Origin of the sequence: Moritella sp. 24 (genome assembly GCF_018219155.1) — a bacterium.
Lineage (GTDB): Bacteria > Pseudomonadota > Gammaproteobacteria > Enterobacterales > Moritellaceae > Moritella.
The window spans coordinates 3,396,771-3,410,308 of record NZ_CP056123.1 but is presented as its reverse complement, the minus strand read 5'-3'; the positions used below and the strand labels follow the sequence as shown (position 1 = coordinate 3,410,308).

Genomic DNA, 13,538 nt, shown 5'->3' with positions numbered 1-13,538 from the left:
TGTTAGTCCCTAATTTGAACATCAATAATTGCGCCACCTAGGCAAACGTCATCAAGGTAAAATACCGCTGATTGGCCAGGTGTAACCGCAAGTTCGGGTTTATCAAAAGTTACTTCAATTTGGTCTTCGCTGATTGGTGTCACTAAACAAGGAACATCAGTCTGGCGGTAACGCGTTTTTACAGTACAACGTAATGGCTGTGTTAATGGTTCGCGGCTAACCCAGTGGAGTTGCGACGCCATTAAACCAGTCGAGAATAAACGCGGGTGGTTGTGACCTTGTGCCACAAGCAGTACGTTACGCTCCATATCTTTATCAACCACATACCAAGGTTCTTGGCTGTTGTTGTTTTTCATGCCACCGATATGCAGGCCTTTACGTTGACCAAGTGTGTGGTACATCAGACCTTGGTGTTCACCAATTTCTTCGCCATCAACACTTTCAATTTTACCCGGTTGTGCAGGTAAGTATTTGCTTAAAAATTCAGTGAATTTACGTTCACCGATAAAGCAGATACCAGTACTGTCTTTTTTGTTTGCTGTGATCAAGTCTTGTTCTTCAGCAATACGACGTACTTCAGGCTTTTCTAATTCACCAACAGGGAATAATGAACGCGAAACTTGCACATGATCTAACGTGTATAAGAAGTAACTTTGATCTTTATTACTGTCTAAGCCACGTAGCATTTCAAATGTGCCATCGGCTTTTTGACGACGGCTCACGTAGTGACCCATTGCGATGTAATCAGCAGAAAGTACTTCAGAAGCAAATTGCAGGAATGCTTTAAATTTGATTTCTTTGTTACAAAGAATATCAGGGTTTGGCGTTCGGCCTGCTTTATATTCAGCAAGGAAGTATTCGAACACGTTATCCCAGTACTCAGCAGAGAAATTAATAGCGTGTAACTCAATACCTAATTTATCACATACTGCTTGTGCGTCTGCTAGGTCCTCAGCAGCGGCACAATATTCATCATTATCGTCATCTTCCCAGTTCTTCATGAACAGGCCTTCTACTTGATAACCTTGCTGTTGTAGCAAGTAAGCAGAAACAGATGAGTCAACACCGCCGGACATGCCAACGATTACCTTTTTAGTACTGTTTAATTCTTTAGTACTTGCGTCAATTGTATTATTTGTCATAGGACCTTTTAATTACTCTTGTAGTAATGCAAATAAAGTTAAAGGCTTTTTTGCTAATGTATTAAATATAGAGTTGAAATTGGTGTTCTTGGTACAGTTTTGGACTGCTCTTTGAAAACCAAATTTCAATGGCGCGAATTTTACCATGAAGGCCCGCGCAAAAACAGACTTTGCTGCTAATCCATCATATGAATACTGGTTTCAAGCAATTCACCTGGTTGGATATTATCCAGTGTCCATGGTCCAATGCGGTAACGGATCAAACGCAGTGTCGGGTGCCCGATATGTGCAGTCATACGACGAACTTGGCGATTACGGCCTTCGACGATTGTGATTGCTAGCCAGGTCGTTGGAATATTTTGACGTTCACGAATTGGTGGTACGCGCGGCCACACTGCTGGTTCGGTCATGATTTCAACTTTAGCTGGCAGTGTTGGACCGTCTTTTAAGACGATTCCGTAGCGTAAATCATTAATTTTTTCTGGGCTCGGTTCACCTTCGACTTGCACCCAATACGTTTTCTCTGTTTTTTCACCGGGCTGAGTTAACTTCGCTTGCAAGCGACCATTGTTTGTTAGTAATAGCAGTCCTTCACTATCACGGTCTAGGCGACCGGCAGCGTAGATATCCGGTACCTTGATATAGTCTTTCAATGTTTCACGATTATCAGCATCGGTAAATTGAGTCAACACCATGTAAGGTTTATTGAATACATAAACTTGAGTTGGACCAGACTCTTTAGGTTTAGAATGTTGTGAGCGGTTATTTTTACCACGCGGTTTTACCGTATTGGTATAACTAATTTGGCTCTTTTTCGCCTGTTCAGAAGGGCTTTTTTTTCTACCTAGCGTTAGTTTTGCTTTTTTAGGTGCTACTGCTGGTGTTGATTTTGACATGTGTTCGCTAATAATTAAGATGCTTATAAGGCAATTGTAGCAAATTTTGGCAATCTATTTATAGGGTAATTTAATATAGCGTTATTTACTTTAGGGCCATCTGAGTCGCTAAAATATATTCTTATGATAGCGACTCAGTGTGGTGATTAACAAAGAGGGGGGATTAATAAATTTCAACGGGTAATACAGGCTTTAACCTTTCTGAGAGATACATCGCACCTTGCTTGGTCGTATGTACTTCATCATAGAAGAATGGCAGGCCATTTTTATCGACGACATTACACTTTTTAGTCGGGCAAAATGCGTAAGTCATATTAATAAACTGATAGCCTACATCTTGATTCGCACTAAAAAACGCATTGTTTTTAATGTTACTGCTTGGCAGCGACTTATACACCATCTCGCTTACATCTTGTTTACTTTCAAATGCATTAAGCATCAGTATTGGCAGTGGACGTGCGATCCCCTTGTTGCCGATAATCACTATTTTGACCTTTGGATTTCGCTGTTTTATCGCTTCAATGGCTTGAATGTTATAATCCAAAGCCCAGTTGCGCCAATTCATCGCAATAAAAATAAAGTCAGCATTGAGTAGGCGAGGATCCGCTGTTATTTTTCTGATTTTTGCTGCACATTTGAGTAATTTTTTCTCGCCTATATTTTCAGAGAGATTAATTCTGTCGTAGAGCGTATTTAATGGTTTAGGCAGATGGTAAAAAACACCACATTTAGCCGATATTTTTTGAGCCATAAAATTAACGCGATCATTATTAATGACACTGACTTTTTCATTGATGACATTAACAAAATCAGCAGATTGCGAGTCACCAATAAACAGTACATTTAACTTATCGTTATTAATTTTATTTTTTTTAAGTGTATCCATCATTTGCCAAGTATAAAGCTCGCCTTTGTCACTTTGATTTAAATTGGCTTCAATAATGTATTTTGGCATACCTGAAATGTGATAAAGCAGAAAGGGAATTGATTTGTAAAAACCAACAAAAACGAATGCCGTTATTAGGGTGAAAATCAGCGTGTTTTTTCTATGTTTAAATTGATTACGTTCAATCAAGTAATAACTGGCTGCACCAAAAATAACCGATAATGTTAAACCGATTGGTACCCAGTTCTCTAATTTAAAATATGCCCCATAGACCGCAATAGGCCAATGCCAAAGGTAGATTGAATATGACCACTTACCGAGTGTTTGAAACACCCGATTGTTAGTGATAATACTTGTTTCGCGATCACTGAGCAGGATAAGGTAAGTCCCAAACACTGGGATACAAGCGATGTAACCAGGCCAAGGTGTCATTTTAGTGGTAAAAATAAACGATGATAAAATTAACGAGACGCCGACAATTTCAAGTAATCTTTTTTGGTTACTGTGTAATTTTACTGGGTAGAAATAAGCTACGCCGCCTAACAGCATTTCCCATGAGCGTGTTGGCAAGGAAAAGTAAGCAAATGTTGGCCACATATCTGTCGCAATAGTACAAAATATATAACCTAAAACAGTCCCAACAATTAATAACCGCTTTAAATTTTCGAGTGAAAAATAGCGTTTTAAAAACAGCAGTATAATAGGGTAAATAATATAAAACTGCCATTCAACCGATAACGACCAAGTATGTAACAACCATTTTTCATAGGCACTTTCATCAAAATAACCAGCCTCATAAAAATAGGTGATATTTGATAGGAACGTGACACTGCTGGCGACATGCTTGCCTAAATTTAAATAATCCATCGGTGGCAATAAGAACCAACCAAAGAGCAATAGGATAAAACAGAGAGCTGCAAGCGGAGGAATAATACGATTTGCTCTGCATAAATAAAAGTCAGCTAAGTTTAGGGAATCAGTATTGAGTCCTTTAAAGATAATCCCTGTCATGAGGAAACCTGAGATGACAAAGAAAATATCAACACCCGCAAAGCCTCCGGGCGCGATGCTCGGATTAAAATGGAACAATACGACGGCAATAAGTGCTATTGCTCTTAACCCATTTAAATCGGTTCTAAATTTCACTGCTTTACCTTATCAATTACCTTTATGGCCTGATGTGTTTATGAGCTTTACTTTAATGTGCATCGCAATACTTTATTTTACGTCATTTTAGCTGTGTTGATCTATTTAAAATCACGGTTTATAAAAAGAAAGCACTAACAAACTATGGTTGTGGGGAAATATTGAATAGGTATTACTTGAAATAGGTAGCGTATTTGTTGGGTATGGGCGTTCTGAAAAAGAAAACCCGCAACAGACGAATCTATTGCGGGTTTGGTGCGTAATATTGGTTTACTTAATATTAGCTAAGTTTTGTTTTTAGTAATTCATTAAATGTTTTACTTGGGCGCATGATAGCTTCAATTTTCGCAGGGTCTGCGTTGAAGTAACCACCGATATCTACCGCTTTACCTTGAACTGAGTTTAGCTCTTCGACAATTTGCTGTTCGTTTTCACTAAGTGTTGCAGCAAGTGAAGTAAACTGAGCTTGCAATTCTTTGTCTTCAGACTGTTCTGATAGGCACTTAGCCCAGAATAGAGAAAGATAGAAGTGACTGCCACGGTTATCTAATTCACCCGTACGGCGTGATGGTGATTTACCGTTGTCTAATAACATTTCAGTTGCTTGATCTAACGTTGCTGCAAGTATTTTTGCTTTCGTGTTATTCGCTTTCTTCGCTACTGATTCTAGCGACACGGTTAACGCAAGGAATTCACCTAGCGAATCCCAACGTAGGTGATTTTCTTCAACAAGTTGCTGTACATGTTTCGGCGCTGAGCCACCTGCGCCTGTTTCGAATAAACCGCCACCTGCCATTAATGGCACGATAGACAACATTTTAGCACTTGTACCTAATTCCATAATTGGGAATAGATCTGTCAGGTAATCACGTAAAATATTACCTGTTGCTGAAATAGTATCTAGGCCACGAGCTACACGTTCTAGGGTATAACGCATTGCACGAACTTGTGACATGATTTGGATATCTAATCCTTCAGTGTCGTGATCTTTAAGGTATTCGTTTACCTTAATGATGAGTTCGTTTTCATGTGGGCGGTAAGGGTCAAGCCAGAATACAACCGGTGTATCTGAGTCTCTTGCACGCTCAACTGATAATTTAACCCAGTCACGGATAGGAGCATCTTTAACTTGGCACATACGCCAGATGTCGTCTTTCTCAACATTCTGAACCATTAGTACTTCGCCAGTTGCGATGTCTACGATACGTGCTTCACCCGTCGCTGGCGCTTCGAATGTTTTGTCGTGCGAACCGTACTCTTCCGCTTTTTGTGCCATTAGGCCAACGTTTGGCACACTACCCATTGTGACTGGATCGAATGCGCCATTTGTTTTACAAAATGCGATGATTTCTTGATAAATACGTGCGAACGTTGATTCAGGGATAACGGCTTTGGTATCTTTTGGACGACCATCAGCCCCCCACATTTTACCACCACCACGGATCATAGCAGGCATAGATGCATCTACGATCACATCGTTTGGCGCGTGTAGGTTTGAAATCCCTTTATCTGAATCAACCATTGCTAATTCTGGACGGTGTGTGTGGCAAGCATGTAAGTCACGACGAATTTCTTCACGTTGTGAGCTTGGTAAACCGTCGATTTTTTCGTAAAGGTTTGATAAGCCGTTATTAACATTCACGCCCAGTTTTTCAAATAGGTCGTGGTGTTTTGCAAACGCGTCTTTATAGAAAATTCTTACCGCATGACCAAATACAATCGGGTGAGATACTTTCATCATCGTTGCTTTTACGTGTAAAGAGAACATCATGCCCGTTTCGTAGGCATCTTGCATTTCTTGTTCGTAAAATTCACATAATGCTGTTTTGCTCATAAACATACTATCGATAATTTCGCCATCTAACAGCGAGATTTTATCTTTAAGCACGATTGTTTCGCCAGCTTCTGTTAGTAGCTCCATTCTTACGTCGCGAGCACTATCTAGTGTGATCGATTTTTCGCCGTGGTAGAAGTCACCTTCACGCATGTGTGCAACGTGAGTTCGAGATGCTTGGCTCCACTTACCCATTGAATGAGGGTGTTTACGTGCGAAGTTTTTAACTGCTTTTGGTGCGCGGCGATCTGAATTACCTTCACGAAGAACAGGGTTTACAGCGCTACCAAGAGCTTTAGAGTAGCGTTGTAAAATTAATGTTTCTTCATCTGTTTTCGGGTCTTCAGGTAAGTTCGGAATCTGGAACCCTTGCGATTGTAATTCACTAATTGCTGCTTGCAACTGTGGCACAGACGCACTGATATTTGGCAGTTTAATAATATTAGTGTTTGAATCTTGCGTCAGACGACCTAGTTCACTGAGGTTATCTGGTAATTTTTGTTCTTCGCTCAAATAATCTGGAAACTCAGCCAGGATTCTGGCTGCAACCGAGATATCACTTCTTACTACGTCAATACCGGCAGTTGAAGTGAATGTTTCGATGATCGGTAGAAGTGAGTAAGTCGCCAATAACGGCGCTTCGTCCGTTAAAGTGTAAATAATCTTTGAATTTTCTTCAGACATATTATTCCCTGGATTACTAGCATATGGTCCCTCTACTAAAATTCGGAACATCTGATCTAGTGTCTTTCAAATAGCGTAGATTCTAGAGGGATTGATAATTGTTATAGCTAGGTTGCAGAAATCGCAACAGCTGTTATCCTAGCAGATGCTCCGTATCTACTTTTTTCATAATACCATATAAACTGTATAAACAATCTTGTTTTACGTCAAAACACTTGAAATCATACCACTTTGTCATTATTTTTAGCGTTGTGTTAGCTGAGTTTAAGTGATGTAATCAATGCTTGTCGCACTAATAGAATTGTTTTAAGTAACCTTGTCTTAACTAAATTCCTACAAATTCAGTTGTTTGTCATGGATTTACAGCGTATGGATATTTATTCTATATCGCAGTCGTTAGAGGAATTTAGATTGGAATTTTTAAAATAAAAACCCTGAGCGTTAAAGCATCAGGGTTTCATTTATATGATCTGTGTTGTGATTAATCGTTACGATTAATACATCAAACTATATAGCTTACGACGATAGTCGGCTACTAGCGCAGCATCTGTCATTACAGATAATAGCTCCAAGTAAACCTTTCTTGCGCCACCTTCTAAGAAATCATACTCCGTACTTAAAATCTTAAATAACAACACCATTGCATCGTTATGCTTGTTTGCTGTTTGTAGTTGAATCGCAAGATCATAAGCAATTTGTAAATCATCAGGGTTTGCTTCATGGGCAGCAGTTAATGATACGATTTCAGGTGTTTCAGCTGATTTTTTTGCCGTGTCTAAATGTGAACGTAAAGTCTGGTATTGGTGACTTTGCTGTTCTGCTTCTGCAAACGTATCAAGTAGTGCTTCAGCTGCTTCAACTTGATGTGAACCTAATAGCGCTTGTGCATAAGCTATTTTAATATCAACATTATCTGATGCAAGTTCGTAAGCTTGACCCATTAGCGGTACTGCTTCAGCAAACTTACTTTCCATTAATAACATTTGTGCTTGTTGCAGCAACACTTGTTCTTGTTTTGGTAAGTGACGGCTGATGATTTCACGGATCGCCGCTTCTTCTTGTTCGCCAACAAAGCTATCAACTGGTTTCGCATCTTTAAAAATAGCGACAGTTGGTAAGCTTTTGATACCAAACTGCTGTACAAGTTCAGGGTGACGATCACAATTAAGTCGAGCCAGTATTATTTGGCCATTTAAGCTTTGCGCTATATTTAATAGACGCGCACTTACTTGATTTTCAGGTGCACGTTCAGACCAAAAATCAATGACGATTGGTTGCGAGTATTTACCTTGTAGTAGGATTTCTTGAAAGTTTTCACTGGTAAGTTCAAGGATATAATTCTGCACTGATTAGCTCCATCAAATTGCGTATCGGTATAAATTTCGTATATGAAAGACATATGGGGGATAAAGTTACCATAATCAAGTCTAGAGTATCTGTCTATGAGTGAGACATAGATCACTGTAGTCGAACGAAAATCAGCATATATTTATAGGTTAGCGGTATCAAGGACGAGATCATAATGAGTAAAGCTTTATTTATAAATGGAATTAGTTGTGCGCTGCTGAGTTGTCTTAATTTACCAGTTGCCAGTGCTAGCACTGTTATGTCACAAGAAAAGAGTGGTCTAACACAGTCAATGCTGAATGTGTCACACCAAGTCACTGATGCAACAATCAAACGATTATATCAAGGTCGCTTAGGGTTGGCTCCCGACACCTTGTTGAATGCGCAACAAATTACGCGCCAGCGAGTCGCTTTTGCGTTGTCAGAAATTTTTGCTGTATCAAGTCAAGAACAGTCATTGACTAAATACGATGATGGCTTAGCGTGGTATTACGATCTTTTAGTAAAACACAGCTTTGGTAATTACCGTGATTTATTACAAGATGTTACCTTGTCTCCTGCGATGGGTGTTCACTTATCTATGCAGGGAAGTCGTAAAGCTGATCTGAAAAATAACACTTTTCCTGATGAAAATTATGCGCGTGAAGTCATGCGACTATTTAGTATCGGTTTATTTCAATTAGATCTTTCTGGGCAAGCTATTTTGGATGCGCAGGGGAATAAAAATTTGAGCTATAAACAAGCTGATGTTGAGAATTTGGCGAGAGTTTTCACAGGTTGGGATCTTGTTGAGAATAAACGTTATGGCCATGGCCGTTCAGGTCGTTATGATACGTTTATGGAATTATCACCGAAACAGCATGATTACACCGAAAAAGTGATATTCGGGCAAACAATTAATGCCGGTATGAAAGGCAGTGAAGAATTATCACTGAGCTTAGACTTATTGTTTAATCACCCGAATGTAGGGCCTTTTATTAGTCGTCAACTGATCCAAGGTTTGGCTTCATCAAATCCATCTCCTGATTATGTTAAGCGCGTTGCCATGGTATTTAATGATAACGGAGCGGGTAGTCGTGGCGACTTAGATGCTGTCGTTCAAGCTATTTTACTCGATGAGGAGTCTCAAGGGGCGACAATATCCCCGGTATTTAAATCTTAGTTAAGCCACATATTTATCAATATAAAAATAAAATAAGTAGTTAAAGCATTGGGGTAACTCGATGTTTTAGCTACATTGCTACAATTATCCCGCCTCATATTTTTCAAATATCTATTTTATTATTTTTGATTAAATCTAATTTTAGTTATACCTACCTCTATATTAATACATCATAGGGTATTTTAAGTCCCAATTACTAATATCAAATTATTTTATGGAATATTATGTCCGTAAGCGGACAGAATGATGTTTATGTGAATGTTAGGGTTACAGAAACCTAAGACAAGTTCGTCATAAGCATTAAGGTCATATAAGTTGATACAGCGAGAGATTGCCAAAAATATAATTTGGCCGACGACATTGTCAAATAATACAAAGTGCAAACTAATTGACATTGCACAATATAAAACAGAATTCACGGATCATAGACAAATGCTATCAGATGGTGTTTGTTATATATATCAAGGGACTGCTGCTGTTTGCATGCAAGCTAAAAATTTAAAAACCGTTAATAATGTGGTGATGGGAAAGCAAGAATGGTTTGGTGATTGCCAGTCTGTGAACAATAACCTGTTATTTTTTTCATTATCTGAGATAGAACCCCTTAACTTGATCGTATTTCCACAAGAGCAATTAGACCGCTTGATTGATATTGATCTAGAAGTGACTAAATGGCTATATCATGTTGTTAATGCCTCGCAACAGAAGTGGCGACAATCACAATTGTTACTCTCTGAAAATAAACAAATAAAAATTATTTATTTGTTGATTGAATTAACGATGCACCAAAAACAAATTAAGGGTGTATTACCTAAAATTGCTATTTCCCAACAACAGATCAGCATTATTACGGGTATTTCGCGGCAGCGAGTGAATGAAGCGCTTAAGCAATTAGAAAGTGCTCAATGTCTAGAGTTAGAGAGGAACAGTATTTATATCATAGACTTTAAAGGGCTATGCAAACGGTTAGACCATATAGATTTAAGTATTCGAGATCCTAGATACTTGGATACAGTAGAACTTAACACATTGAGTATGGTTTAACATGAGATACCTTTTACTTGTGCCTCTTATTTCTACCGCGTTGTCTTTGAAAGCATGGGGTTCACATCGTGAAATTTTAGATGTTGGGTTAATAAATCAAGGACGCCTTCCGTATTTTTCAGTCCCTACGGATACGGCCCCTACGGAAGGGCTATATATTGATATATTGGATGAAATAGGGCGAGAGGTTGGAATTATATTTCGCTATCGATTTTTTCCTCAATCTAGAATTCGGCATTTGATGAATCATAATCTGCTTGATGTTGAACCTGGCATCGCGGAAGCTTGGCGTACAGATAAGCTCGAATTCGAAAACAGTATCTATAGTCATGCCATTTTAACCTCGTCAGAAGTCATGGTTTATAACCCGAAGAACTTTCAAACCTCACCTGATACACGTTTTTTAATGACGTTGTCGCGCTGCTCTATTCTTGGTTTTTCTGATTTAGATTCACTCAAAGAGAAGCAATCGAATGATCAGAAAATCATAACAGAAATGCAGTTATTACAAATGCTCAAAAATAATCGCTGTGATTTTGCTGTGTTTCCCGAAGACGTTGTCAAACCACATTTAAGCATGTTTGGATTAAGGGTAACGGACAGTATTGCCACATTCGATCTTAAACTGCGCTTGACGCAACGTCATCGCGCATTATTACCGCGTATCAATCAGGCTATTGAAAAGATGGTAAGTACAGGACTCATGGCCAAAATATTGATGAAGTACAGAGGTTCAGATGATTAAAAGAATGGGTAAGCTTAAGTGTATTATTATTTTTGTATTACTGATGATCGTCTCCATGGTGTTGCTTGGTATTAATTCGACATCGACAGATGAATTGCTTACAACTGAGTTTGAAGTTGCAGAAGAAATATCGTTAATCGGTTCTGCGTTGGTTTATAACATGAACTATAACCAACTTGGATTGATTGTTAACAGCATGATTAAAAGCAGAAAAGATATTGTGAGTGTGACGATTATTGATGATGTGAGCCAAGGGGTTATCTTTAGCTATTCGCTTAATGGTGATATTAAAACATTTAATGGATTCTCGACGGGATACTTGAGGGGGTACTCTTCGCCGATTGTGCATGAAGGTCAGCTTATTGGTTCCGTTAATGTTGAATTAAAACCTATCGCGTTAACATCAAGCAGTAATTATCATCATAAAACGGGTTTTATTATTGTTTTTTTCCTATTGGTCATGATGTTCCTTAATTTAGTATTCTATGCGCTACTTAAATTAAGTATGTCGGGCTCTAGGCCTGTGCCCTTTGGATCTAAAAAGTTTGTTTATCTGGTCCTTTCATGCATGTCAGGATTTATTTTGATGACTGTGGTTGGTGGTTATTTCATTATCGAAAAAAACCGTAAGATCATTGAAGAACGGGTTGAGATCTATCTACAGGAAACGATTACGGATTTCGGTCGAGACATGGAAAGAACAAGAAGAACACTGGAATCGATTTATAATCAGATGACACACTCAGATGAGTTTCAACGTGTTTATCGTGATTTGGTTTATGCGTCATACAGTGATGAGAATGTATTATATGAGAGTAACTATAATGAGTTGCTAAACATTATCACCCGCTATAATGATTTTGGTATTAGTGGTGATTCATCTTTCTTGATTATGAATGTAGAGGGCGATGTTATTGCACAGCAAGGGAATGACCTTACTGTGGATGATATAGATAAAACCATTAATAGTGCTTTTATCGGTGCCCTTAGCGGTAATGCAGAATTCTTACCTCCGAAAAAAACAGTGAATGAAAGCCCTCCTTTATATTACGCAGACTTATATTTTTCTTATCCAATATGGGATGAGTTTGGTAATGTTATCGGTGTTTTCTTTAGTGCCATCCCTAAAATATCCTTTGTTTATTACGATATATCTCAATACAGTTTTGGGTTATCTGGTGAGCTTGTCGCGAAAAATAATGATGATTATATTGTCTCTAATTGTCGCTTTCCAAAAGCCAGCACGCTGGACTGTGGCTATATGTATTCGAATTTGAGTCATGATCGGCATATACCAGAGCATAAAGGCCACTTAGAGTTAGTTGAAGATTACCGTGGTGAAGAGTCTTATATTGTCTCTAATTGGCGGGATGATTTTAATATTACCTTGATATCTAAGATCGACAGTGAAGAAGTGCTCAATAGCTTTTATGAATTTCAGCGAGGGGTCATTCTGATTCTGGTCGTGATGAGTTCATTTACAATTTTCACGACCATGTATACGTTATTTTTAGGTAAAGAAGCGAATGATAAACTGATTAAATCAAACTACAGTATTATCAAGCGGCTTGGGCACGCAGCTGAATTTAAGGATAACGAAACGGCGATGCATATCGTGAGAATGAGCTATTACGCCAAAATAATAGCGACTAATCATGGTTGTGATAAAGACTGGGTTGAGTTGTTATTTAATGCTGCGCCTATGCATGATATAGGCAAAATTGGCGTGCCGGATTATATATTGCAAAAGCCGGGTAAGTTAACCCCTGATGAATGGACAATCATGCGTCAGCACCCAGAGTTTGGCGCTCGCATTATTGGCACGCAAGATAACGAGTTGTTAAGAATGGCTCATGACATTGCCATTGCTCATCACGAAAAATGGGATGGTACGGGTTACCCTTATGGTATTAAAAAAGAAGAAATCCCTATTTCAGCCCGCATTATAGCGATCGCAGATGTGTTTGATGCGCTGACATCTGAACGTATTTATAAAAAAGCATGGACATTTGAAGACGCGGTGATGCTGATCAGCAGTGAATCCGGTAAGCACTTTGAACCGAGTTTAGTTAGTACATTTATGCGTTCGCTGCCCGAGATTAGTGATATTAAAACGCAATATATTGATAAACATGAAGAGAATATCCATGAATGCTAGATATCACATAAATCAGTTATTTGTCGGTATTATCGTCGTACTGTCTTTTTCATTACAAGCTAGTGGTAAGACTGCTCTTAATGTGAATAATTGTTCAAATGGGCAATCGTTAAGTCTTACCATGTCAGAGATAAAAGTACTTCCAAGTCACGAGATAACGACAAGAGTACCGTGGGATAAACAGGTGAAGCGTTACAGAGGCCTTTATCTTAACCACGTAATTAGTCTTGTTAATAGCGACGTTTTTCAAGAGATTAATGTGCATGCGAGAAACATATATAATGTGTTCATGTCAGCGGAAGAATTAAATAAGTATCAATATATGCTGGCTTATACCGTGGATGAAAAGGCGATCACAATACGACAAAAGGGCCCTTTAATACTGATAAGAGACTTAAGCGGTATTGCTATGGATGATATGAATGCACTCGATATTGTGGTTAACCTTGTTTGGTTTGTAGAGACAATCAATATTCATTGTGGAACAAGGTAAT

Annotated in this window: 10 protein-coding genes; 5 read left to right on the top strand and 5 right to left on the bottom strand. The window is 38.6% G+C overall.

Annotated elements, in window-relative coordinates; genetic code table 11:
* Positions 1-2: 2 nt before the first annotated feature.
* The 5 genes from mnmA to HWV00_RS15075 all read right to left on the bottom strand — a co-directional run bounded on the left by mnmA (position 3) and on the right by HWV00_RS15075 (position 7,934).
* Positions 3-1,142: a tRNA 2-thiouridine(34) synthase MnmA gene (gene mnmA / locus HWV00_RS15095; protein ID WP_211682589.1), complete on the bottom strand. Its 1,140-nt coding sequence runs from the start codon at positions 1,140-1,142 to the stop codon at positions 3-5.
* 176 nt (positions 1,143-1,318) lie between these two features.
* Complete coding sequence (locus HWV00_RS15090) at positions 1,319-2,038, bottom strand: pseudouridine synthase (RefSeq protein WP_211682587.1); 720 nt, start codon at positions 2,036-2,038, stop codon at positions 1,319-1,321.
* Between the two features lie 163 nt (positions 2,039-2,201).
* Positions 2,202-4,070 carry an acyltransferase family protein gene (locus tag HWV00_RS15085; protein WP_211682585.1) on the bottom strand — a complete coding sequence of 623 codons (1,869 nt, stop codon included), beginning with the start codon at positions 4,068-4,070 and terminating at the stop codon, positions 2,202-2,204.
* A 280-nt stretch (positions 4,071-4,350) separates the two neighbouring features.
* Positions 4,351-6,588: an NADP-dependent isocitrate dehydrogenase gene (locus HWV00_RS15080; protein WP_211682583.1), complete on the bottom strand. Its 2,238-nt coding sequence runs from the start codon at positions 6,586-6,588 to the stop codon at positions 4,351-4,353.
* A gap of 494 nt (positions 6,589-7,082) precedes the next feature.
* Positions 7,083-7,934, bottom strand: coding sequence for a tetratricopeptide repeat protein (locus HWV00_RS15075; RefSeq protein WP_211682581.1), 852 nt, complete (start codon positions 7,932-7,934; stop codon positions 7,083-7,085).
* Between the two features lie 176 nt (positions 7,935-8,110).
* Between HWV00_RS15075 and HWV00_RS15070 the strand changes: the two genes are divergently transcribed.
* From HWV00_RS15070 to HWV00_RS15050, 5 genes are all read left to right on the top strand, one after another.
* Positions 8,111-9,097 carry a DUF1800 family protein gene (locus tag HWV00_RS15070; RefSeq protein ID WP_211682579.1) on the top strand — a complete coding sequence of 329 codons (987 nt, stop codon included), beginning with the start codon at positions 8,111-8,113 and terminating at the stop codon, positions 9,095-9,097.
* Positions 9,098-9,457: 360 nt separating this feature from the next.
* Positions 9,458-10,141: a Crp/Fnr family transcriptional regulator gene (locus tag HWV00_RS15065; protein ID WP_255554621.1), complete on the top strand. Its 684-nt coding sequence runs from the start codon at positions 9,458-9,460 to the stop codon at positions 10,139-10,141.
* Position 10,142: 1 nt separating this feature from the next.
* On the top strand, positions 10,143-10,886 hold the full coding sequence (locus HWV00_RS15060) for an ABC transporter substrate-binding protein (protein ID WP_211682575.1): 744 nt from the start codon (positions 10,143-10,145) through the stop codon (positions 10,884-10,886).
* On the top strand, positions 10,879-13,044 hold the full coding sequence (locus HWV00_RS15055; protein ID WP_255554620.1) for an HD domain-containing phosphohydrolase: 2,166 nt from the start codon (positions 10,879-10,881) through the stop codon (positions 13,042-13,044). The genes HWV00_RS15060 and HWV00_RS15055 overlap by 8 nt, the downstream gene beginning before the upstream one ends.
* A complete protein-coding gene (locus tag HWV00_RS15050; protein WP_211682574.1) occupies positions 13,034-13,537 on the top strand; it encodes a hypothetical protein in 504 nt (167 codons plus the stop codon). The genes HWV00_RS15055 and HWV00_RS15050 overlap by 11 nt, the downstream gene beginning before the upstream one ends.
* Position 13,538: the final 1 nt, after the last annotated feature.